This window comes from Coriobacteriia bacterium, from assembly GCA_013336165.1.
Lineage (GTDB): Bacteria > Actinomycetota > Coriobacteriia > Anaerosomatales > JAAXUF01 > JAAXUF01.
Window position 1 is genome coordinate 18,626 of record JAAXUF010000007.1, and the last position, 23,819, is coordinate 42,444.

The following is a 23,819-nucleotide window of genomic DNA, read 5'->3' on the forward strand; positions in this document are numbered from 1 at the left end:
GAGCCGAGTTGCCGCGGAGGGGTCTATTGTGATTTCTATGGGTGTTGGCCGAGCAGGTCAGGTTACTTGCTGCTTGAGCCTGGCTGACCTGAGCCCATGCCGCTGCCGGCGCTTCTGCGCCTGCGGGCGCCGCCGCCGGGACGATCCTTGCGCGCACCGCTGCCGGGCACCGGGCGCTTCTGCTGGCCGCGCTGCTTTGCGGCGAGGCGATCGGGATCCGGAACCATGCGCGGGTCGCTGTAGTTGAAGCCTGCGTGGTCCTCGCATGCGATCACGGTGTTGATCTGGTGTTCGATGTCACGGAGGCAGTCGAGCTCATCCGGGGAGAAGAGCGAGAGCGCGATGCCGCTCTTGCCTGCGCGGGCCGTACGGCCGATGCGGTGGACGTAGTCCTCCGGAACGTTGGGCAGGTCGAAGTTGATGACGTGGCTGATGTTGTCGACGTCGATTCCGCGCGCGACGATGTCGGTGGCCACGAGCACGCGATGACGGCCGCGCTTGAACCCGTCGAGCGCCTGCTGGCGCTGCGCCTGCGTGCGGTTGCCGTGAATCGCCGCTCCGCTGATTCCGGCGTTCGCCAGAACCTTCGCGACGCGATCGGCACGGTGCTTAGTGCGCGTGAACACGAGAGTGCGGTCAAGCCCACCGTCCTGAAGGAGCCGGACGAGCAGGTCCATCTTCTGCTGGCTGCCGACGGGGTAGATCACCTGGTGGATCGCAGCGATCGGGGTCGAAGGCGGTGCCACGTCGACGCGGACCGGATCGGTGAGCTCGGCGCCGACTACGCGCATGACCTCGGGGGCCATTGTCGCCGAGAAGAGCAGGTTCTGCCGCTGCGACGGAAGCAGCGAGATGATGCGGCTGACGTCGGGCCAGAAGCCCATGTCGAGCATGCGGTCGGCCTCGTCCAAGACGAGCACCTCGACGTGCGAGAGGTTGCAGTCGCCCTGGTTGCACAGGTCGAGCAAGCGGCCCGGCGTGGCGACGAGTACGTCGACGCCCTTGCGGAGCGCCTTGGCCTGCGGGCCGTAACCCACGCCTCCGTAGATCGCGGCGACGACATGCCCGGTGGCGCGTGACGCCTGACGGGCGACGCCTTCGATCTGGACGGCGAGTTCACGGGTAGGGGTGACGATGAGCGCGGCCGGGCGACGGCCGCGAGCGCGGACGCGCTGCAGTGTCGGCAGGACGAACGCCGCTGTCTTGCCGGTGCCGGTCTGCGCGCAACCGATGACATCGCGGCCTTCGAGCACTGCGGGAATTGCGCCTAGCTGGATTGGGGTCGCAGAGGTATAGCCCATGCTTGCCACGGCCTTCATGAGGCGTGGTTCGAGACCCAGGTTGTCAAAACTCAAGTGAAAAGCTCCATTTCTGTGCGCCATCAAGGCTGCACTGCGTGTAGACGCAGTCATCCGACGGCCACAGGGGAGCGAGGGAAAACCGAGTCAGGGTGGGCGCCGCAAAGAACGGCGCACTTGCCGAGGGTGCAGTGTACACGCTTGAGGCCGATATGGGAAATCGCGCTCCGAGCGTGCGCTCCCTCACCCACCCAGCAGCGTCACCACGACTTCGTGCTTCGCGCCGTCATCGGGCAGCGGGATCGAGTGACCGTCGAGCGCGACGCCGTCGAGTGTGACCCGCGCGACGCCGCCGTTCACGCCGCGAGGGTTCTCGACCCGGATATGGTAGGTCGCCGAGCCGTGCCGATAGTCGATCTCGTACTCGCGCCAGCGCTTGGGGATGCAGGGGTCCATGCGCAAGACGCGCGCGCCGTTCTCGGCGAGGAGACGGAAGCCGAGCAAATCGTGCAAGACGACGCGGTGGAACCACGACGCCGAGCCGGTGTACCAGGTCCATCCGCCGCGGCCCACATGGGGGTTGGCGGCGTAGACGTCGGCGGCGACAACGTAGGGTTCGACGGCGTAGCGGTCGGCGTCGGCGCGGGTGGAGGAGTGGCGGATGGGGTTGATGAGGTCGAGGAGCCCCCAGGCTTCGTCGCCGTCGCCGCGCATGAGGTGCGCGAGCACGACCCAGAGCGCAGCGTGCGTGTACTGGCCGCCGTTCTCGCGGACGCCGGGGACGTAGCCCTTGATGTAGCCGGGATCCTGCACCATACGATCGAACGGCGGAGTGAGCAGCGCGATCAGACCGTCTTCCCGTCGGACGAGCTTCTCTTCGACGGAGTTCAGGGCGATGGCCGCGCGGTCGGGATCGGCGGCGCCGGAGATGGTCGCCCACGCTTGCGCGATCGCGTCGATGCGGCACTCCTCAGCCGTGTGGGTGCCGAGGGGGGTGCCGTCGTCGAAGTACGCACGGCGGTACCAGGCGCCGTCCCACGCGGCGGCCTCGGCGGCGGCGGCGAGGCGGGCGGCCCAGGCGCGGTAGTCGGCCGCGCGCTCGGGTTCGCCGCGCTGCGCGCAGATGGGGGCAAAGCGGGTGAGCACGTAGTTGAGGAACCACGCCATCCACACGCTCTCGCCCTTGCCCTCATGGCCGACGCGGTTCATCCCGTCGTTCCAGTCGCCGCCGCCGATGAGCGGGAGGTCGTGGACGCCTGTTGGCCGGCCGGCTTCCAGTGCCAAGACGCAGTGCTCGTAGACGGTCGCGGCGCGCTGCGAGGTCGCCGGTTGCAGGTAGGCGTCCTCGGCCTCGGGCGCGAGCGGTGGGCCTTCGATGAAGGCGGTACGCTCGCCGAGCACGGAGGTGTCGCCGGTTGCCTCGAGGTACTCGGCGAGTACGAGCGGCAGCCAGTGGCGGTCGTCGGAGATGTGGGTGCGCACGCCCCGGCCCGAGTAGGGCTGCCACCAATGGAGGACGTCGCCCTCGGCGAACTGGTGGCGCGAGGCCTCGATGATCTGCTGGCGCACGAGGTCGGGACGCACGTCGAGCAGCGCAAGCGAGTCCTGCAGCTGGTCGCGGAAGCCGAATGCGCCGCTGGACTGGTACGCCGCGGTGCGCCCCCAGAGGCGGCAGGCGGTGGTCTGGTAGAGCAGACGGCCGTTCGCGAGGAGGTCGAGGCGCTCGTCCGGCGTCCTCACACGCACGGTGCCGAGCAGGTCGTCCCAGAAGCTCGCGCACTCGGCGAGGGCGTTCTCGACGGTCGCCGGCTTGCGATACCGCGCGATCAGCTCGCGCGACTCCTCGAGGGTCTGCGTCTGGCCGAGCAGGAAGCTCACCTCGGCGGTCTCACCGGGTGCTAGGTCGATGGTGGTCATCAGAGCGCCGCAGTTGTCGAGGTAGCGTCCCGACAGTTCGCCGAGACGCGTCCGCCCCATGGCAGCCGGGTCACACGGACGTCGGTTGCGGCCGACGAACTCGGTGCGGCTCGCTGTCCAGGAGTGCAGCGGCCGGTCACTCGCGAGGAATGCGCAACGTCCGGGAAAGTCGAGGTTGAGGTGGTTGTGCGCGGTGAGGAACTGGTTCTCGGCGTCGAACCACGTGACGACATGCTGCTGCGCACGGCTGCGCGAGTCGCCGAGAACCCACTCGACGAACTGCGTGACCGAGAGCTTGCGCGAGCGCCCGGTCGCGTTGGTGAGACGCAGGCGGCAGACTCGTACCGGGTCACTCGGCGGCAGGAACCACTCGAGCTCGTGGGCGATGCCGTGAGTTTCGTGCTCGAAGCGCGTGCGGCCGAAGCCGTGACGGATCACGTAGGGTTCGGGTGTGCGGACGGGGAGCGGTGTGGGGCTCCAGAACTCGCCGGTCTCCTCGTCGCGGATGTAGATCGCTTCGCCACTGCCGTCGGAGACGGAGTCGTTGTTCCAGGTGGTGATGCGGTTCTCGTGACTGTTGAGCGCCCAGGTACAACCGACTCCGGCTTCCGAAACGGTGCAGCCGAACGTGGGCGAGGCGAGAACGTCGATCCACGGCGCAGGTGTGGTGTCAGAGCCGTCGAGGATGATGACGTAGTCGCCGGTTGCGGGATCGAATCCGCCGTAGCCGTTGTCGATGCTCAGCGCGGGGCGCCGGATGGGGGACGCGGCGTCTTGCGCGGGCGCTGACACAGGAGCGAGCGCAGGGGGGGCCTGCGGCCGCTTGCCCTGGCGGTTGAGCTGCATCTGGATGGTGCCCGCGTCGCCTTCAAGCGTGGCGCGCGCGACTGAGAGGAGGAGGTTGAAGACGTCGGGGTGCATCTGGTCGGCGCGGCGCAGGAAGACGCCGCCCGGCTTGTCCAACAACTGAAGAGCGTGGCCGGTGCGCACCAGCAGACGAAGCCGGTCGTCGAGATTGCTGGCGTACCCGGATGGCCGAGTGTTCAGGATCACGAGGTCGGTGATGAGCCCCTTGTGGCGCCAGTATTGGTGGGCGAGCAGCGCTTGTCGCACGAGCGGAGCGTGCTCGAGTTCCTCGACGCGTACGAGCAGGATGGGCAGGTCGCCTGAGACTCCGATTGACCACAGCCCCGACATCGGCAGGCCGTTCTCGATCGGCGTCTTGACCTTGAGCGGCGAGAACGGGTCCGTGAGCACCAAGCGGGAGGCCAGGCGCTCGAGCGTGGTCGCGTCCTGTGGCCGGATGCCGAGGTCGCGCAGTTCCAGCTGGGCGGCCGTCCACGCTAGGTCGATCGCGCGTTGTGCACTGCGGGCGTCGTGGTACTTCTCGGTCAGACGAAGGGCGGCTTCGCGGCTCTCGGCGACGCCGGTCACGAAGACGAGATGCACGCTTTCGTTGGGCGCCACCTCGATGCCGCGGCGCAGGGCGCAGCAGGGGTCGAGCACAGGTCCTTGAGCGCGGCCGAGCGGGCCTGAACGCGAGACGGCGACGGGATCGTCGGCTCCGCGCAGCCTGCCGAGAAACGCCGCGCGGTCGGTCTCGAAGGACGTATCGCACGGCGCCTGCTCGCACGCTATCGCGTGCAGCCCCCATACGCGCGTCTCAGCCGAGCTGCGCGGGCGGCGGGTGAAGAGCAGTGCCTCGGTCTGGGGGAGCCACTCGGTTTCCAAGAACAGGTTCGAGAACGACTTGTGCGCTTGGTCGGAACTCTGCGACGTCAGTGCGATCTCGAAGTACGAGGTCACCTCGAGGTGGCGCGTGACGTACCCGTTGTTGGCGATCGTGAGGCGACGCACCTCGACATCATCCTCGGGTGAGACCGCTATCTCCACGTGCGTCTCCAGGTCGCCGTCTCGGCGGCGAAACTCGGCTTTTTCGGGCGCAAAGACCACATGGTAGGCATCTGGCTGCTTGGGGCTCGGGTTATGCGGCGCCGAGAACACCTCGCCGCTTTCGGTGTCGCGTACATAGAAGAAGGTGCCCCAGCAGTCCCGGGTGACGTCTTCGCGATGACGCGTCACGGCGAGCCCCTGCCATCGGGAGTACCCACCGCCGCCGTTGGTGACCATGACCGAATAGCGTCCGTTGGAGAGGAAGTGCGTTGTAGGAACGGGGGTATCGGCGGTTGTGTAGGAGCGGTTGATGGTCGGCGGTAGGGCGTGGATCGGGCGCAGGCTCTCAACCTCTTCGACGTGGGGCGCGACCGTCTGCGCGAGGCGTGGCACACGCTCCTGCAGGAGCAACTCCGCTGAGCAGACCAGCGGCTCGGAGTGGAACCGCTGGCGCATGCGCTCGCCTACAACGGCGTTGCCCAGCGAGACGAACGCCATTCCCTGATGGTGCGCGAAGTACGCCTTGACCACCGCGCGGCTGGTGCCGGCGGGGATGCGGCCCGGCGTGTAGTCGAGCGCCTCGAAGTAGCCGAACCGCCCCTCGGCACCTTGCGCCGAGAACGTATGAAGGTTTTCGATCACGGCGTGCGGGTCGATGGTCAGCGCAAGCATCGAAGCGTACGGTGCGACGACAAGGTCGTCGGAAAGCCCGCGTTTCAGGCCGAGACCGGGAACGCCAAACGCTTGGTACTGGTACGTCTGTGAGGCGTCCTGCACATTGAACGCGGACTCTGAGACGCCCCACGGAACGCCGCGCGTCACGCCGTAGTCGATCTGCGCGCGCACCACGGTCGCGTACGTTTCTTCGAGGAGCGTGTCGGGCCAGTCGCGCATGACGAGCAGAGGCATCAGATACTCAAACATCGACGCACTCCACGACACGAGCGCCCGGCCTTCATGGATCTTGGTGAGCGTACGGCCGAGCCGGAACCAGTGTTCCTGCGGAACGTCGCCTTTCGCGATCGCGAGGAAGCTTGCTAGGCGGCATTCGCTCGCGAGCAGGTCGTAGTACGACGGGTCGAGGCGGCCTTCGCTCAGGTTGTAACCGATTGAGAAGAGCCTGCGATGCGGCTCGTACAGGATCGCGAAGTCGATATGTTCCCACATCTCGCGCGCGATCTCCGAGTTGAGGCGCAGTCGGGCGAGCAGCTCGACGCACGCCGGGCGTGCCGAGCGGATCCCTGCGGCAACCGAGGCGGCCCAGGCGATGACGGCCGCATCGTCCACGTCGTCGCCCGTGCCCCCGACGGTCGTAAGCCGGTCGAGCTCCGCAATTGCGGGGGCGAGGCCTTCCGCGAGACCGACGAGGCTGGGCACGTGGGCGAGCAGCGGCTGCAGTGCGGCGCTGCCACGTACGGCCGCCGGTGTCTCGGCGATGAGTGCGGCCCAAGGGGCGAGCGTTTCCAGCAGCGCGAGCAGCTCGCGGAGAGAACGCGCGGCATCAGACGCCGCCTCGGCGGCACCGGATGCGTCATCCGCGAGCGCGGCAAGGCGCCGCAGGAGCGCCGACCACTCGCCGAGGTTCGCGGGGCGCTCGGCGAGGTCGAGCGCGCGCAGCAAACCGTCGAGCGCCTCTCTCGCTGGTCGGCCGGAATGGCTTGCGTCGAACTCGGCCTGGCTGGCGAGGAAGTCTTCGAGCGCGAGCAGTGCCGTGTCGCGTGCGCCGGCGAGCAGCTGCGGGCCGAGCAGTGCGGCCTCGGAGGCCTCCAGCAACGCGAGCCGCAGGACCAGCAGGTGCCCGGCGAGGTTGCCGGAGTCCACGGTCGAGACGTACGCTGGGCGCAGCGGTTCGAGCGTGGTGATGTCGTACCAGTTATAGAAGTGTCCGCGGAAGCGCTCCATGCCGGCCATCGTTGTGAGCGTCGCGGCGGTACGCTCGGTCAATCCTGCGACCGAGACGTAGCCCAGATCGTATGCCGTCACGTTCGCCAGCAGCTGCAAGCCGATATTGGTGGGCGACGTGCGCCAGGCGACCTCGCCTTTCGGTTCCTCTTGATAGTTGTCGGGCGCGAGGTGGTGACCCTGCTTCGTGACGAAGGTCTCGAAGAACCGCCATGTCTTACGGGCGATGCGGCGAAGCACGAGCCGCTCGTCCTCGGCAAGATCCGCGACAGGCTTGCGGGTGGGCACGGGAAGAGAGATCCACCACGCGACTGTCGGCCCCGCGAGCCAGAGCGCCGCCACAAAGACGCCGAACGCAACTCGCAGCGGTTCGCTGCCGAGAAACCCCTCGGCGAGCATGATCAGCGCGGCCAGACCTGCGGGCGGCCCGACGATGCGCCAGAACGCCGTGCGTGTGGTGCCGGCGCGGCGCTCGACCTCGGCGGCGGTCTCCCACTCGAGCAGGTGGCGGTGCGAAACGGTCATGCGCCACAGGGCGCGGATGATCGCGTCGGCCATGAGCCACGCCTGGTGCGGCAGCATCACGAACGACAGGCCGCCGCGCTTGGTGTCATCGCGCAGGTCGGGGAGCGCCGAGCGGGCGGTCGACGAGAAGCTCACCGAGCGAGGGCGGAAGACCATCGAGCCCGCGAGCGAGAAGTAGGCGGGGAAGAAGACGACGAGCGCCATGAGCAGCGGCCACGAGAACGTGGCGCCAGGCAGCAGAAGCCAGCCTGCGAGGAACAGCGCGAGCGTGGCGGGCGCCACAAGTGAGCGCCGCAGGTTGTCGAGGATCTTCCAGCGGTGCAGCACAGACAACGGGTTGGGGGCGATGCGCCCGGCCGTGTCGACAGCGCGGGCAGCGAGCCACGGCAGCGTCTGCCAGTCGCCGCGCACCCAGCGGTGCATGCGCGAGGCGGCGGCGAGGTAGTTGGCCGGGTAGTCGTCGAGCACCTCGATGTCGCTCGCCAAGCCGGTGCGCAGGAACGAGCCCTCGATGAGGTCGTGGGACAGCATCGAGTTCTCGGCGAAGCGGTTTTCGAGCACGCCGGCGAAGACGCCGATTTCGAAGATGCCCTTGCCCGTGAACGAGCCCTCGCCAAAGGCGTCCTGGTACGTATCTGAGATCGCTCCCGAGTACGGATCGATGCCGGTCGGGCCGGAGTACAGCAGCGCGAACCGGCTCTTGTGCGAACCTTTGAGCGTCATGCCCACGCGCGGCTGTATGAGGCCGTAACCGCGGCGCACGCGAGGGTCACCCGGCCGCCAACGCGCGCGGTTGAGCGGGTGCGCGATCGCCGAGACGAGCTTGCGCGCGCCGTCCCTCGGCAGCACGGTGTCGGCGTCCAGTGTGATCACGAACGCGCACGACTGCCGAAACGCCGCCTCGCCCAGCTTCGCCGAGAACGTCGTGGCGCCGCTGCTGCGCATCTCGCGCGTGAGTTCGAGCAGCGCGCCGCGCTTGCGCTCCCAGCCCATCCACATGCCTTCGCACTCGTTGTACCGGCGCTCGCGAAGCAGCAGGTGAAACGGGCGTACGCCGTGCTCGGCTTCGTAGCGCTCGTTGAGCTCCGAGATGCCGCGCACAGCGGTCTCCGTGATCGCGCCGTCGCCCGGAAGTGTGGGTTCCAGCGCCGCCTTCAGATCGCCGAGCAGCGCGAAACCCACGTTGGAGTCGCGGTTGGCTAGATAGGTGATCTCGATGTGCTCGATGATCGCGCGCGTGGACGCAGCCGACGACAGCAGAGCCGGCACCACAACGAGCGTGCGGTGCGTCTCCTCGACGGGAAGACGGTAGTCGAGCTTGGTGAACGTTCTGGGCGGGAAGGCGACGGAGATGAGGCGGTTGACCACCACGAGTGCCAGCTCCGAGAACGGCACGAAACCGAGCATGAGCAGCAGCACGATCTGCCACGTGGCGGCCTTCTCGGCCATGGCGTAGGCGGCGAGGCCGGAAAGGGCGAGCGCAGTCAGGGCGACGAAGACGATCCAGTAGAAGAGGCCGCGGTGGGCGAGTGGGCCCCGGTGCAGGCGCTCGCGCAGGAGCGGCCGGTATGAGACGGCGCGCTCGAGCTCGAGGCGGCCCTCGGCAATGAGCCACCAGCCCACGTGGCCGCGCACGTCGTCGGAGGCGTTGCGTGAAAGCGCGGCCCGGGCGAGCGCGAGCGCGGAGGCAACGACTTCGGGTTCGCCCTTGGGGCAGCGCTTTGCGATGAGCTCGACCACGTGGCGGTAGCGGTCACGGCTCTCGAAGTCCATGACAGCGTACGTCTGCGCGGGATCGCTCCTCAGGGCGGCCTCGACGACCGCTACGCGCTCGAAGAAATCGCGCCACTCCATCGCGTCGAGGAAGCGGATGCTGGTGATCGAGTTCGCGATCGAGACTTGGTCGGCGGCCTGCTGTTGCTGCGATTCCGCGGCAACCCGCTCGAGCACGATGCCCTCGGCGGTCAAACGCCGCTCGAGCCAGGCGTTGATCGCCTCGCCACCGCTCTCGAGACCGCCGAGGCGCCGAGTCAGGCGCACCAAGAACGTCGGAGGCAGGTGCCGGCTCTCGGCGTCGAGTCGCGCGATGAGCTCGGGCAGGGCCTCTCGGCCGTCGCCGTCAGTCTCCGGTGCGGTGGCCAGCACCAGCGCAGCGGCCCACGCGTCGGCGGCTTCCTCGGCGCGCATGGAGAGCACGACCTGCCGAGACAGTCGGCGCAGGTTCTCGACGAGCCCCACGCGCAGCATGATCGGCACGGCCCATACCTCGCCGATGGAGAGCGGCGAGACCTCCTGGTAACCGCCGAGGAAGCGGATCAGGTACTCGTCATCGAGGCGCGAGTCGGTGTGTGCGATGAGGCCGAGCATCGCGGGATAAATGCGTGGGAAGCCGATGAGATCGCCCTCGAGCAGGCGTGGAAGCTCAACGCCGTAGTTGGCCGGCAGGTCCGCGCGGACGAGGTGGATCTGTTCCTCGATGAGATAGTAGTTGTCCAGCAGCCACTCGGCGGCAGGCGAGGAGCCCCCGCGCTCACGGGCGGCCGTGGCGAGTTCGTGGTTATCGGCAGCGAGGGCATGGGCTGCGGTCTCGACGAGAGCGAGTAGTGGCGTGGTACGGATGCGACCCTTCACAGTCCAGCTTTGCGACGCCGCGAGATTGTGCGCATCGGTTGCCATTCGCTCGGCAGACAGCAGCTCCGCGCGCAGGGGGGCGTCGCCCGCAGCGGGGGGCTCGTGCGATGGGATCGGCTGCTCTGTCATGCGGCTCCTATCCCGGGGGATACAGTGGTTCGAGGCGCCGCCCTGCCGATCGCGCTCGAAGACGGCTTCTACCATTATGCCCTTGTAGGGCGACTACCGACGGAGGCGCGGCAGAAGAAGCTCTGCAGAGTCCATCCTCTGGGGGCTGGGCGACTTCAGGAGGACGAAAGAACTCGTTGCGTTATACGCAGTATTGGCGTACAGTGCGTATAACTTTTCTGGAGGTGGACCGATGCAACGACAGCCGCTTGAAGTCCAGACCATCTATGCCGAGCTCCTCGATCAACTTGCCGCGTACGAAGCTTCGCGCGCCATCGGCCACACTGCCGGTTCGTTCGTCACGAAGATGGTGAAGGGTCAGGAGTACTACTATTTCCAGCACATGGGGCCGGGTGGAGCGAAACACCAGACCTACCTAGGGCGTCGGGACAGCGCACTGGACACACTAGCCGCGCAGTTTGCGGAGGGCCGAAACACCGTCGCCGCCGAGCAGCGATCGATCGAGCGGCTGGCTGCTCTGTTGCGGGCAGGAGGCGCGATGGTAACCGACGCGCCATCGGCCAGAGTGCTTCGCGCGCTCGCGGATGCCGGTGTCTTCCACGCGGGCGGTGTCCTCGTCGGCACCCATGCGTTCATCGTGCTCGGCAATTTGCTTGGGGTTCGCTGGGCCAGTGCTTTGAGGACTCAGGACGTCGATATCGCAGCCGACCCCAGACTTGATGTAGCTGTGCCAAGCATCGACGCCGATCTGCCCTCAGTCTTGGATAACCTCCAGATGGGATTCCTCCCTGTGCCCGGGCTTGACCCCAAGAACCCTACCACCTCATTCAAGGTACGGGGGCAAAGCCTGCGGTTGGACCTCCTGACACCGGCCGCAAGCACTCAGACGCGTCCGGTAAGCCTCCCGAGGTTCGCCGCCGCCGCTCAGCCTCTGAGATTTCTCGACTACCTGATCGACTCATCTGTGCGGGCGGCAGCAGTTGATGGCGGTGTCGTCGCGGTGAATGTGCCCGACGCCGCGAGGTTCGCCCTCCACAAGCTGATCGTTGCAGGGGAACGTCCCGCGGCCATGCAATCAAAGCGCGAGAAGGACCTCTCGCAGGCGGCGCAGATACTTGAGACGTTGCAGTCGGACCGGCCGGGAGATCTTGTGCTCGCTTGGGAAGCGCTTGTCGCCCGAGGGGAGTCATGGACGAGCCGGGTTGCGAAATCGATCTCCTCATTGGAGCGCATTTCAGCCGTTGCGGCCAAGAGCGTTCGGGATCTTGCCGGGTGATTAGTTGGGGTGGGTGGTGCTGAATGGTCAAATGCCACCTGATATGCACCCGACATCAGCGATGGCTTGCATCAACTGCCCACAGTGCTATCTTCGGACTGGCTGGCAATCAGGAGCCAACACGGCATGACAACGGGGATGTTATGAATTTGATTTCGAAGCTACCACTCTGGATCAAGATCGTTCTGGGGGTAGTCCTTCTTCCAGCGACAATCGTCTACGGAGTCTACGTCATGTGGAAGAGTCGGTTCTCCAGCACTCCAGTGAGGGTGGCGCTTATATCACCAAGACGGGATCGAAGTATCGCACGGGGGTACACCGCCTGCGCCAACCGCAAGCCCTAGCCGGTATCGTCAAGATGCGGCTCTCGACGAAATCACACCGGCTCCACAGTTGGCTGATCGCAATGGCGGTCGCCCTCAGTTTCACATTGGCATGCCCTGTCACAGCGTATAGCTGGGCTAACGGACCTGGAGGTGACGGGTTCGGCACCCATGATTGGGTACTATATGAGGCAAACCACCAGGCGACTTCCGCCGGGGTAACGTGGCTTGATTGGTCTGTCGCCCAGAAAGCTACCGATGATCCCGACACCGTCCTACACGACACCTACTATCACGTCTACGACATCTGGGGCTCGACCTATGGGAACTCACCTCAACGTGTCGCCCAGCTGTATGCCGAAACAGTCCAAGCTCTGAAGGCAGGCGACACAGCCGGTGCCAGTCGATCCTTCGGACTGCTGTCTCACTACTACAGCGACACCTGCAATCCTCTTCACACGGATCAGTCTACGGCTGAGGACTCAATTCACTCTCGCTACGAAGACGCCGTTGATAACGTGACTACCATGCCGGGACAGAACCGCTCTTGGGTTGGCTTCGACGGCATCCAGTATCTGTCGGATGCTTCACAGGCAACCAAGCTGGCTGCTTCGCAGGCCCACACGATGTACACGGATCTCGTCACGGAATACTCCAATAATGGGTTTGACCCGAAGGTCAGCGCGATCACGGCATCGTCGTTGAACAACGCGGTGAATGGACTGGTTGATCTCATGGCTAGCGCGCAGAAGGACGCCGCGTACAGCACAGTTCCGCCCACTACAGGATCGGCTCCAAGCCTTGCCTCCAGTCCCACGCAAGAGGCACAGACATCCTCAAATCCTCAGAAGATCTCGCCTAGTCAGCCCGCGCTGCAGGAAACGGACACAGCCTCGCAAGTCGGCGCCGAGAAGGCGACTGCGGCTTCAGCGTCCGTAGCCGCCGGAACATCACAGTCCCGTGATACTTGGCGCACGCTCTTGTTGTGGGGCATGGCCGGCGGAGTCTTTCTGGCGGCATTGTTCGGAGCCATGAAAGGAAGACGGGGGTAGCTTACTGGTGCGTGACCTCGCGCGCTCGGCAATGTATACTCTCTCGCGCACGGGGACGTAGCTCAGCTGGGAGAGCATCGGCTTTGCAAGCCGAGGGTCGAGGGTTCGAGCCCCTTCGTCTCCACCACAAGAAACAGCAGGTCAGCTTGGGTGGAAACATCCGCTGGCCTGCTTCTTTCTGATGGCGCGACGATCCACCAGACACGCAAGGTCGGGCATCTGCGGATCGTGAACTCGAGGCCGATGCGCGCTGAGTTCGTGCGGCAGCCACGCTCTCCGGGCATGAGGCGTAGGGACATTCACTTCGAGGAGTTCAGCCTGCGGTAGGGCGCCGTTAGACTTTCGGCCAGTTCAGGAGCGCCGCGGCAATGATCGCGGCGTCTAAGAACGGCGCGACGATGAAGTAGGGATTCCAGAACAGCCCCACCATCGCCAACGAAGCGACCGCACCTTCGACCGCGATGAGCCGCCATATTCCCGAGAGGAATGGCACGCCCATGACGCCCAACCCCGCCAGCACGAGATCGAGCATCACGACTGCCACGAGCACGAGCGCGATGATCTTGAGCGTGGCCGGCGACGTATTAGGCAGCAGCCGCGAATGCGTCACATTGAAGGGGTACGCGGGGTCGCTCGGCTTGGGTGCGACCCACGCCAGATGGACGAGTGCATGCGCGATCAGAAAGACACCAAACGCTGTCCGCATGGTTGAATTCCTCGCTCTCGACGCCGTCGCGATCGTCCCTGCTGCAGGATACGCTGTTGAGAAGACGCTCGGAAGTGTGGCGACGGATCTGAAATTCTGATATTCTGAATTACAGAATACGGAGGTGAATGTCATGTCCGACTACATTCGCGTTGGCAAGCGAGGCACTGTGGTCATTCCCGCAGAGATGCGTCGGCGCTATGGCTTCGACGAGGGTGAGATGCTCGTCATGGAGGAGTCAGCCGCGGGGCTGCTTCTGAAACCCGTGCGTTCCTACGAAGCCGAGATCTACACTCCTGCGCGTACCGTTGAGTTCATGCTCAACAACGCCGTCAGCACAGATGAATTTGACGAAGCGATCGCTGAGGCTCGCCTCTTGGGCCTCGATCCCGAGTCGATTCCACATCAGAAGCGACCTGAGGCGTGATGGAGCGGATCTTCCTTGACGCAAACGTGCTCGTTTCGGCCGCCCTGAAACCTGCCTCAAGGCTTGCCGAGCTGTGGCAACTTCCCGACGTGCGCCTGCTTGCATCGCCGCACGTGGTAGTCGAAGCGAAGCGCAATGTGGCCGATTCAGCTGCTGCTGAGCGACTGGAGATCCTTCTGGGCCACGTGGTGATATTGCCAAGCGAACCAGCGGATTTTGAGATTGCCGACGATCCATGTCTACCGCTCAAGGATCGGCCCGTGCTGCTCGGCGCGATCGTTTCGGGCGCCGATTACTTGTTAACCGGCGACCTGTCTCATTTCGGCAACTGCATGGGCCGGACGTTCGGAGGAGTGCGGGTCATGCTGCCGGGCGAGTATCTGCGGAGTCGATAGCCTCGCCTTTTCGTTCGTGTTTGCCTCGGCTTGGGGATAACTTCCTTGCAAGCGTCTCCAAGCCGACAACGGGAAGGCGGATGCCATGAAGAACGATCGGTATCCCGATGATGATGTGTTTCCACGCGGACAACGCCCCACTGACGAGAAGCTCGACCGCGAAGGCGCCGTGTTCATGGAGCCCGATTCCCGTAAGATCGGCTGCGATGACGATGAGTCGTCGTGCGCACCCGACGATTTCTTCGAGGACCCTTATGCCGACAATGCGACCGGAGTCCCCGGTACCGTCGACGACATTCCGCTGAGCTTTGGCACCATAACGCCGGCGCCCGATGACGCTCACCTGGTGGAGGAGGGCGCGACGCACCAGACCGGTCGTGCCGCGCCTGCCGAAGAGCCGGAAGGTGAAGTGGGCAAGCGTGACGAGAGAGAGCTGTGGGCGGAGCAGAAAGCCCTCATCGCCGAGGACGAGATCACCGGCCTGAAGCTGAAGAACTTCCCCGAGGAGCACATCGCCGAGATCCTCGAAGCCATGGGTGATGACGCTGCTGATCCACTGCAGGAGTCCCCGAACGGTACCAGTGCGACGGGCGCGTGGGGCGCACCGGAGCATGGAGGCTTCCCCGAGCGGAAGGACTGATTCTCGCACTCCCTCGGTTTACCACTACCACGTACCGCGCGACGGGACTATCCTGTTCAGATGCACTATCCGGACAGGGGTGAAGTGTGCACTCCTGAGTGCGCCGAGAGGCGCGTGAGCTCTTGAGGGGTTGTAAGATCGTATGGCCAAGAGTCTGAAGAACTTCTTCCTCGGCGATCCGCTGTCCAATGAGGAATCGCAGCATCAACGTCTCTCAAATCCGATGGCGCTTGCGGTCTTCTCGAGCGACGCGATCTCGTCGGTGGCCTACGCCTCCGGGGAGATCCTGCTGGTGCTTGCGCTCGCCGGTGCCGGATTCCTGCACCTGGCTTGGCCGATTTCGCTTGCGATTGGCGTTCTGCTGGTTATCGTGGTGACGTCGTATCGGCAGACGGTGCGTGCCTATCCGCAAGGCGGTGGATCGTACCGCGTTGCCAAGCAGAACCTCGGGACGATCCCGGGACTCATCGCAGCCGGGGCCCTCTTGGTTGACTATGTGCTCACGGTCGCTGTTTCGATCTCAGCGGGAACGCAGGCGATCACCTCGGCATTTCCGCAACTGGTCCAAGGGTCGGTCAACTTCACGGTTCCACTCGCCCTGTTCTTTGTGGCAGTACTTGCGGTTGGGAACTTGCGAGGCGTCAAGGAGTCGGGCGCTCTGTTCTCGGGACCGACGTTCATCTTCATCTTGCTGATGCTCGCGATGGTGGTGTCCGGCATCTTCATCGTCCTGACCCAGGGCGTCGGTGCGATCAAGGTGCCGTCTTCACACGAGGCGATCGTGGGAGCGAGCGGAACGCTGGGGCTGATCCTGCTGCTCCGCGCATTCGCTTCGGGTTGCACCGCAATGACGGGCGTGGAGGCCATCGCCGATGGGGTGCAGGTGTTCAGGGAGCCTGTCTCGAAGAACGCGGCCAAGACACTGACATGGATGGCGGGGATCCTCCTGACTCTGTTCCTCGGCATCACATGGCTCGCAGTGCAGGCCGGTGTTCGCGACATCGAGCACGAGACCGTCATCAGCCAACTCGCACGGCAGATATTCGGCACGGGCCTGATCTACTACCTGATCTCGTTTGCCACCATGGCGATCCTTGTGATCGCCGCGAATACTAGCTACGCGGACTTCCCGAGGCTCTCGTCGTTTCTTGCCGCCGACAACTTCCTTCCGCACCAGCTCAAAGATAGGGGCTACCGCCTAGTGCACAGCAACGGCATCCTCCTTCTGACTGGGGCGGCTGCAGCGCTGATCATCGTCTTTCAAGGACAGACCACAAGATTGATCCCCCTCTACGCCCTAGGCGTGTTCACGTCGTTCACCATGTCGCAGTCCGGGATGGTGATGCGTTGGATCAAGAAGAGGGACGAGTCGCACTGGAAGCGTTCCGCCGTACTCAATGCGGTGGGGGCTGCGACCACCGCACTTGTACTGGTGATCATCACGGTCGCGAAGTTCACGGAAGGCGCTTGGGCTGTGGTCGTTATCGTCCCGCTGCTGGTTCTGTATTTCCTGTGGGTCGAACGGCGCTATGCGCTCGTGCGGGCTGAACTCGCGCTGCCTGCCGACGAGCGGGTCGACCTCAACTGGCAGGCGTACAACCGGCTCCACAACCATGTCGTCGTGCTGGTGAAGGCGATCGACCGCCGGCTGGTACGCGCTCTGCAGTACGCAAAGACGCTGCGTGCGGATTCGACCGAGGCGATTTTCGTCGACGTGACCGGTGAAGAGGCGCAGATGATTCGCGAGGAGTGGGAAGAGGCCGGCTTCGGTGTCAAACTTACGATCATCGCCTCCCCATACCGCGAGATCATCGTTCCGGTTATCGACTATGTCCGTAGTTTTCCGCGTCCCAGCAAAGACCACATCGTGACGGTGATCCTGCCCGAATACGCTCCCACCAACATCGCCGATTCGATGCTGCACGACAGGACGTCGTCACTGATCAAGCAGCAGCTCTTCGGCGAAGAAGGCGTGATTGTCGCCGATGTGCCGTATCACCCGAGTTTCGACGAAGAGACCCGAAAGGCCGCCGCGTCCGAGAGGACGCCGCAAGTCTGATATTCCGTTCCAGAGACAGCTCACGCCGCAGTCCTTTGTGGATTGCGGCGTGATTCTCTTGTGTTCGGTTTCCGAGTGGCTAAGCTGAGATGTTGAGTCCCAGTGCTTTTCGGACATCGGGATTCTGTTGCGGTCCCTCTGAGATCAGGAGTAGTTGATCTCCTGCTGCCAGTACCGTATCGCCGGTTGCGATGGTGAGGCCGGTCTCAGGGCTGATGATCGCCATGACGTGCGACTTGCCCGGCAGCGGGACCTCGGCCAAGCGCTTGCCCACGGCAGTCGCGCCCTCGACCAGGGTGATCTCTTCGATGGAGACGTTGTCGGCCTGTAGGCGCAAAAGGGTGACGAGGTCCCCGAAGCCGATCTCCTTTTCGACCAGTGACAGCATTACCGATGCCGAGGAAACCGGCACATCCACGCCGAACTCCTTGGTGAACAGCCACTCGTTCTTGGGGTGGTTGATGCGTGCGAAGACCTTGCCTCTGCAGTAGTGCTTGGCAAGCATGGCGACTACGAGGTTGTCCTCATCGTCACCGGTGGCGGCGATGGTGAGGTCCGCCTCGGCAATGCCGGCGTGCTCGAGGACGTCCGGCTCGCATGCATCACCGTGGATCACCGGCACATCCGGCATCATCGCGTTCACGATTTCGGCGCGTTCGAACCGCGACTCGATTAGCGTGACGCTGTGCTCGCGCCTGAGTTCCTGGGCGAGGAACAGACCTGATTTGCCTGCTCCGACGACTACGATACGCACGTCACGCCTCCTGCTGGATGCCCAGGAGCTTGCGGAGCTCATGGATGGATTCACGGACCACGGCGATGAAGAGCCGGTCGCCTGTTTCAACGGCATCGGTATCGGCGAGTACGGCCGCGCGGCCGTTGCGCTCCACCGAGACAACCGTGAGCACTCTGGGAAGCTCGAGATCGACGACACGCTTGCCGGCGAGTTCTTCGGGCACCTCGATCTCCAGAAGCAGGACCTCGCCCTGGCCAAACGCGAAGTCGCTGCGCGCCTTGGGTTCGAGGAGGAGCGTCAGCAGGCGCGAGACCGACCACTGGACCGAGGAGACAGTCGGAATGCCGAACTTCTCGTAGATCGCTGCTCGGCGGGGATCGAAGATGCGTGCGACGACAAGCGGCACATTGAAGCGTTCTCTCGCTATGCGCGCAGCCACGATGTTGCTGTTGTCGCCGCTTGTGCACGCCGCGAAGGCATCCGCTTTCTCGATACCGGCCTTGATGAGCGTGTCTCGGTCGAAGACCTCGCCGGTGAGGCGTCGGCCTTTGATGTGATCGAACTCTTCGTAGACGTCGGGCTTGCGGTCGATGACAGCGACAGTGTGCCCCTGCGCTTCGAGCTCGTGCGCGAGGATCCTGCCTACCCGGCCATATCCTCCGATGACGACGTGCATATGAAAGCTCCCTAGGCCGGCGGGAATTCCGCTCACAAGAGCGGACCGCCCCAATCGATATCGCACCATCCTAGTACCCCGGAACGCCCGCGTCATCCTTCTATTGTGGAAAGTTCGTGATTCCTGAGGCGATGTAATCTACAGCAAATGCCTGACAAGGGGTGTCATCGAAGCGATAGAATGCGACGCGATAGCCGTTTCGCGTCTTTTCCGGAGGGCCCAGATGCGAGTCCATGTCGTGCAGCACGTCCCGTTCGAGGGTCCCGGTCTGATCGCCCAGTGGGCGGTTGCGCGAGGACATTCCCTAACCGCCGAGTTGGCGCTTACCGAGGAGTTCCCGAATCCGGGCGATGTCGATCTCCTCGTGGTGATGGGTGGGCCGATGGCCGCCGACGACGAGGTCGGCAACCCGTGGCTTGTCGCCGAGAAGCGCTTCATTTCCGCCGTGATCGCATCCGGCCGGCCGGTTCTCGGCGTGTGCCTGGGTTCGCAGATCCTCGCCGAGGTTCTCGGCGGGCGGGTACGGCGTAACGAGCACGTCGAGATCGGGTGGTTCCCGGTCGAGCTCACGGCTGCCGGGCGTGAGGAGCCGCTGTTTGCCGGATGGGAGTCGCCGTTCGTGGTGGGGCTGTGGCACGGTGACAACTTCGACCTGCCGCTCGGCATCGAACCGGTGCTCGCGAGCGAGGCATGCCGCAATCAGGCGTTCGTATGGGACGGCCGAGTGGTAGGGCTGCAGTTCCACATCGAATGGACCCAGGACGCACTGGCCGAGTTGGTGCGCTGCTGCGGCGCCGAATCCGCCCAGACTGGGCCATACGTGATTTCCGCGGAGACGCTGCTTGCCGGATTGCCCCGGCATCTGGAAGCCGGACGCAAGAAGCTGTATGAGCTGCTCGACAGGATGACGGAGGTGAGGGCATGAGCGTGATCGTCGAAGTCCGCGATCTCGTGAAGCGCTACGGCGATGCCGCGGCTGTGGACGGGGTGTCGTTCGAAATCGCCGAGGGCTCGATCTTCGGGTTGCTCGGCCCCAACGGCGCGGGTAAGACGACCACCATCTCGATGATCTCGTGCCTGATTACGCCGGACGGCGGGGACGTCACCGTTGGCGGACACTCGGTGCGCACGGAGTCTGCGGCCGTGCGGCGCATCCTCGGCGTGGTGCCGCAGGAAATCGCGCTCTACCCGACGCTGACCGCCGCCGAGAATCTGCGTTTCTGGGGCCGCATGTACGGCCTCGGCGGCAAGGCGCTCTCTGAGGCGGTTGCGTACGGCCTCGCGATGGCCGGTCTCGAGGACGTGGCGAAGAAGCGCATCGAGACGTTCTCGGGAGGCATGAAGCGGCGCATCAACATCGCTGCCGGCGTGCTCCACCGCCCGCGCGTGCTGCTCATGGACGAGCCGACCGTCGGCATCGACCCGCAGAGTCGCAACCACATCCTCGAGACGGTGCGGCAGTTCAACCGCGAGGGAATGACGGTGCTCTACACGAGCCACTACATGGAAGAGGTCGAAGAACTCTGCGACAGAGTCGCGATCATGGACCACGGCGGCCTCATCGCACAGGGCTCGCTTCCGGAGCTGCGCGCTCTTGTCGGCGACGAGGACGTCATCCGCGTCACTCTCAGCGACGAGGACGCCGAGAAGACCGCGGCTGCGATCTCGGCGATCTCGGCGGTGGACGGCATCAGCCGGGCCGAGGCGGTGGCCGGCGCGCTCGAGGTGCTGACCCGCGACGCCGGCGCCGCGCTGGGCGACGTGGTCGAAGCTGTCACGGCGACGGGGGCGCACGTGCGCACCGTCGAAGTCGTGGAGCCCGACCTCGAGTCCGTGTTCCTGCACCTCACCGGCCGAGGGTTGCGCGACTGATGCGCCACGTCCTGCATATCGCGCTCAAGGACCTGCGGGTCTATACGCGCGACATATCCGCGTTTGGCATCCTGCTGGCCATGCCGGCGGTGCTCATCGTGATTCTCGGCATGGCGCTGGGTGGGGCGGCTGCGTCCGGCAGCGGGCAGATCAACGTCGCGATCGTCAATTTGGACCGAGGGTCGGTGAGCGCCACGAGCGCTGCGCACGCGGCGGATCTGGAGAAGCGATTCACCGATACCAGCCAGATCACGGCGCTTTTCCAGATCGAGAGCAGCAGCGACCAGGATGCCGTGCGCAAACGCGTGGCGGCAGGCGAGCTGGCTGCGGCGCTCGTGATCCCGGAAGGGTTTGGCGCGGATCTCCAAGCGGGGCGCGCAACCAAGCTTGAGGTGATCAAGGACCCGGGGTCGCCCACTTCGGCGGGCATCTGGGAGAGCGTGGTCAAGGCGGTCGCAGCCTTCAACTCGGCGGGCTCGATCGTCGTGCAGACGACGATGCAGGCGGCGCAGACCGCTCAGTCGCCGATACTCTCGCAATCGGGAGAGGCTGCTCTTCGGGGGTATGCGGTGAGCCAGCTGGATGCAAACGCTCTGGACTCCGTCACCGTTGCGGACGGCGTCGCGGGCCACAACGCGGCGACCGATTGGAAGCCGCTCGACTACTACACCCTCGCGATGACTGCGATGTTCCTGATGTTCTGCGCCATGTATGGTGCGTTTTCGGTGGTTGGCGAGCGGCGCGAGCGCACGATGGCGCGGATCCTCGCGTCGCCGGCACCGAGATCGGCCGTCATCGGCGGGAAGATGCTGGGCATCTTCGTTCTCGGCGTTGCGCAGTTCGCGGTGCTCTACTTGTTCACACGCTTCGTGTTGAACGTGAACTGGGGCGAAAGCGTGGCCGCGATCGTGCTGGTCGCCCTCGCCGAGATTGCGGCGGTCACCGGCCTCGGCATGCTGATCTCCTCACTCGCGCATTCCGAGCGCGCGGTGGGCGGCATCGGCCCGCTCACGGTCCAGATCATGGCGCTGCTCGGCGGATCGTTCTTCCCGATCTCGATCCTGCCGATATGGCTGCAGCCGATCAGGTACTTGTCGGTCGTCGGGTGGACGATGGAAGGGTGGCGACGGATCCAGGTGCAGGGCGCGGGCGTTTCCGGCGTGCTCGGGCCGGTCGCGGCGCTGCTCGCATTCGCGGCTGTCTTCTACGCGTTCAGTGTGTGGCGGACGAGAGCGGGTGCGGCATGAGACGCATCCTGAGCATGGCGGGCCTGAACCTGCAGCAGCTCATCCGTGATCGCAGCGAACTCATCGGCTTCATCGTGCTGCCGCTGATGCTGACGTGGGTGTTCGGACTGGCGTTCGGGTCGTCGGGGGCTTCGCCGAGCAAGACGGTGGTGCCCGTGGCCAACCTAGACAGCAGCATCTACGCGACTTCCGTCATCGCCGAGATCGACGCTTCCAACACCCTCAAGACCGAGAGTGTCACCGAGGCCGAGGCGCGCCGGCGAATCGAGGCCGGCGAGGCGCCCACTGCCGTGATCATCCCGCAAGGCTTCGGCGCTGCCGTCGAGACCAGCGGCTCTGTCGCGACGATTCAGACGCTGCGCGATCCGGGGTCTTCCTCGGCACAGGCGATCGTCACGGTCGTGCGGGGAGCGGCTACGCGCATCGCGACAAATGCGAAGGCTGCGCGCGTCGCGACGCAGGCGCTCGCACTGGGCGCAGGCGGCGCCAGCGCGGCGGCCTCCGCGACCGCTCCCGCAACACCCGACTTCCGCACGCTCTACACGACCGCCGACGGCTTCTGGTCGCCGGACCCGCCCGTCGGCGTGACCTCCACCTTTGTGCAGGCTTCCGCCGCGCACTCTGCCGAGATCAGCGCACCCGCAGATACGCAGTACTCGATGGGCTTCACGGTGTTCTTCGTGGTCATGATCGCGATCGGAGGGGCCGGCGGCATCCTCGAGGAGCGGGAGATGGGGACGTTGCGCCGACTGCTCGGAACGCCGACGAGCCGAGCGCAGATCATCCTCGGCAAAGTGCTGGGCGTGGCCGTGCTGGCCGCAGCGGAGGCTGCGATGCTGGTCGGCTTCGGGACGGTGGTGTTCGGGGTCCCGTGGGGGAATCAACCGCTTGCCGTCGGGTTCCTGCTCCTGTCGCTCGTGCTTGCGGCGACGGGTCTCGGCGTCATGGTTTCGGCGCTCGTACGAACGCGCAGCCAGCTTTCCGCCGTGGCGCCCGCGCTTTCGACCGCTCTCGCGATGCTCGGCGGCTGCTATTGGCCGATCGAGATCACGCCGCCGCTCATGCAGAAGGTCGCGCTCGCGACGCCCACCGGCTGGGCGATGGTTGGTCTGAAGGACGCCGTCGCGCGTGGGCTCGGCGTGGGCGATGTGCTGGTGCCCGCGGCGGTGCTTCTCGGTATGGCGGTGCTGTTCTTCGTGATCGGTCTGACGCGGCTTCGGCTGGAGTAAGGTGGGGGTACCGTGAATGCTCGATTGCGGTACGATGACCTGAGGACAAGTTCGTGCGGGTCAGTGGTTCTTGAAGGGGAGGGGAAGAAGCATGTATTCGACGTCGAGTTCGGATCTGGACGCTTTGGCTTCCAGCTTGTCGGTGTTTTTCGGCTGTTTCGCGATCATTGGGCTCATCATGTTCGCACTCTACGTCTGGGTCTTCTGGCGGATCCTCAGTAAGGCAGGATTCAGCGGTTGGCTCAGCCTGCTCAACTTCGTGCCCTTTGGAATGCTTGCGCTGATGCTGGTTCTCGCATTCGCCAAGTGGCCTTCGCAGAGCGCACCCCAGGCCGCGTACTACCCAGCCACTCCGGCCTACGTCCCGCCGACGTCTCCTACGCCTCCGGCATACCAGCCTTCCCCAGTGGCCTCCTCCACCCCGCCCGCACCTCCGGCGCCCCCCGCACCGCCTATGCCGCCGATCGAGCAGTAGGCTCCTCAGACGTGCCGATCGTCAGAATCGATATCCAAGCCGGCAAGTCCGCCGCCTACAAGCGGGCTGTGCTCGACGGTGTGCGCGAAGCGATCGTCTCGACGCTTGGCGTGCCGAGCGATCGCGTCATGCAGCGCCTCGCCGAGACACCGGCCCAAGACGTCGATGCACCATCCAAGACCGATCGCCTGACCATCGTCGAGATATCGATGCTCCCCGGACGCGGATCGGACCTAAAAGAGCGTCTCTACGAGATGATTGTGGCCCGGCTCGGAAATGAGCCGGGCATCTCGGCGAGCGACATCATGGTGCTCGTGAACGATCCCGCCGCGGAGTGTTTCGCGATCGGCGGAGTGATCCAATGCACCATCCGACAGGCACCACAGAGCGAGGACACCGAGTGAGCAGCGC

17 protein-coding genes and 1 tRNA gene are annotated in these 23,819 nt (G+C 64.9%); 13 read left to right on the forward strand and 5 right to left on the reverse strand.

Features of this window, described 5'->3' with window-relative positions; genetic code table 11:
* Positions 1–62 precede the first annotated feature (62 nt).
* The gene (locus tag HGA39_06395) at positions 63–1,355 is read right to left on the reverse strand and encodes a DEAD/DEAH box helicase (GenBank protein ID NTW28973.1); all 1,293 of its coding nucleotides are present in this window, start codon (positions 1,353–1,355) and stop codon (positions 63–65) included.
* Positions 1,356–1,541: 186 nt separating this feature from the next.
* Positions 1,542–10,370, reverse strand: coding sequence for a hypothetical protein (locus HGA39_06400; protein NTW28974.1), 8,829 nt, complete (start codon positions 10,368–10,370; stop codon positions 1,542–1,544).
* A 157-nt stretch (positions 10,371–10,527) separates the two neighbouring features.
* Between HGA39_06400 and HGA39_06405 the strand changes: the two genes are divergently transcribed.
* The 3 genes from HGA39_06405 to HGA39_06415 all read left to right on the forward strand — a co-directional run bounded on the left by HGA39_06405 (position 10,528) and on the right by HGA39_06415 (position 13,073).
* Positions 10,528–11,571: a hypothetical protein gene (locus HGA39_06405; GenBank protein ID NTW28975.1), complete on the forward strand. Its 1,044-nt coding sequence runs from the start codon at positions 10,528–10,530 to the stop codon at positions 11,569–11,571.
* Between the two features lie 235 nt (positions 11,572–11,806).
* Positions 11,807–12,946, forward strand: coding sequence for a hypothetical protein (locus HGA39_06410; GenBank protein NTW28976.1), 1,140 nt, complete (start codon positions 11,807–11,809; stop codon positions 12,944–12,946).
* 51 nt (positions 12,947–12,997) lie between these two features.
* Positions 12,998–13,073: transfer RNA gene (locus HGA39_06415), tRNA-Ala, on the forward strand.
* 207 nt (positions 13,074–13,280) lie between these two features.
* On the opposite strand, the gene HGA39_06420 is transcribed toward HGA39_06415, so the two are convergent.
* Positions 13,281–13,652 carry a hypothetical protein gene (locus HGA39_06420; GenBank protein NTW28977.1) on the reverse strand — a complete coding sequence of 124 codons (372 nt, stop codon included), beginning with the start codon at positions 13,650–13,652 and terminating at the stop codon, positions 13,281–13,283.
* Positions 13,653–13,785: 133 nt separating this feature from the next.
* Between HGA39_06420 and HGA39_06425 the strand changes: the two genes are divergently transcribed.
* The 4 genes from HGA39_06425 (at position 13,786) to HGA39_06440 (ending at position 17,173) form a co-directional block, all read left to right on the forward strand.
* Positions 13,786–14,079 (forward strand): AbrB/MazE/SpoVT family DNA-binding domain-containing protein, encoded by a 294-nt coding sequence (locus tag HGA39_06425; GenBank protein NTW28978.1) that lies wholly within the window; start codon positions 13,786–13,788, stop codon positions 14,077–14,079.
* The gene (locus HGA39_06430; GenBank protein NTW28979.1) at positions 14,076–14,474 is read left to right on the forward strand and encodes a PIN domain-containing protein; all 399 of its coding nucleotides are present in this window, start codon (positions 14,076–14,078) and stop codon (positions 14,472–14,474) included. The genes HGA39_06425 and HGA39_06430 overlap by 4 nt, the downstream gene beginning before the upstream one ends.
* A gap of 85 nt (positions 14,475–14,559) precedes the next feature.
* A complete protein-coding gene (locus tag HGA39_06435; protein NTW28980.1) occupies positions 14,560–15,114 on the forward strand; it encodes a hypothetical protein in 555 nt (184 codons plus the stop codon).
* A gap of 142 nt (positions 15,115–15,256) precedes the next feature.
* Positions 15,257–17,173 carry an APC family permease gene (locus tag HGA39_06440; GenBank protein ID NTW28981.1) on the forward strand — a complete coding sequence of 639 codons (1,917 nt, stop codon included), beginning with the start codon at positions 15,257–15,259 and terminating at the stop codon, positions 17,171–17,173.
* A 79-nt stretch (positions 17,174–17,252) separates the two neighbouring features.
* Here the strand turns inward: HGA39_06440 and HGA39_06445 are convergent, their stop codons facing one another.
* Both HGA39_06445 and HGA39_06450 read right to left on the reverse strand, forming a co-directional pair.
* Entirely contained in the window at positions 17,253–17,927 is a 675-nt protein-coding gene (locus HGA39_06445; protein ID NTW28982.1) for a potassium transporter TrkA, read from the reverse strand.
* A 1-nt stretch (position 17,928) separates the two neighbouring features.
* A complete protein-coding gene (locus tag HGA39_06450; protein ID NTW28983.1) occupies positions 17,929–18,585 on the reverse strand; it encodes a TrkA family potassium uptake protein in 657 nt (218 codons plus the stop codon).
* 223 nt (positions 18,586–18,808) lie between these two features.
* On the opposite strand from HGA39_06450, the gene HGA39_06455 reads away from it, so the two are divergent.
* The 6 genes from HGA39_06455 to HGA39_06480 all read left to right on the forward strand — a co-directional run bounded on the left by HGA39_06455 (position 18,809) and on the right by HGA39_06480 (position 23,812).
* The gene (locus HGA39_06455; protein ID NTW28984.1) at positions 18,809–19,510 is read left to right on the forward strand and encodes a type 1 glutamine amidotransferase; all 702 of its coding nucleotides are present in this window, start codon (positions 18,809–18,811) and stop codon (positions 19,508–19,510) included.
* A gap of 5 nt (positions 19,511–19,515) precedes the next feature.
* Positions 19,516–20,457 (forward strand): ABC transporter ATP-binding protein, encoded by a 942-nt coding sequence (locus tag HGA39_06460; GenBank protein NTW28985.1) that lies wholly within the window; start codon positions 19,516–19,518, stop codon positions 20,455–20,457.
* A complete protein-coding gene (locus HGA39_06465; protein ID NTW28986.1) occupies positions 20,457–21,704 on the forward strand; it encodes an ABC transporter permease in 1,248 nt (415 codons plus the stop codon). Before HGA39_06460 ends, HGA39_06465 begins: the two co-directional genes overlap by 1 nt.
* The gene (locus HGA39_06470; GenBank protein ID NTW28987.1) at positions 21,701–22,933 is read left to right on the forward strand and encodes an ABC transporter permease; all 1,233 of its coding nucleotides are present in this window, start codon (positions 21,701–21,703) and stop codon (positions 22,931–22,933) included. The genes HGA39_06465 and HGA39_06470 overlap by 4 nt, the downstream gene beginning before the upstream one ends.
* 91 nt (positions 22,934–23,024) lie before the next feature.
* On the forward strand, positions 23,025–23,408 hold the full coding sequence (locus HGA39_06475) for a DUF805 domain-containing protein (GenBank protein ID NTW28988.1): 384 nt from the start codon (positions 23,025–23,027) through the stop codon (positions 23,406–23,408).
* An 11-nt stretch (positions 23,409–23,419) separates the two neighbouring features.
* Positions 23,420–23,812 carry a tautomerase family protein gene (locus tag HGA39_06480; GenBank protein ID NTW28989.1) on the forward strand — a complete coding sequence of 131 codons (393 nt, stop codon included), beginning with the start codon at positions 23,420–23,422 and terminating at the stop codon, positions 23,810–23,812.
* Positions 23,813–23,819 lie beyond the last annotated feature (7 nt).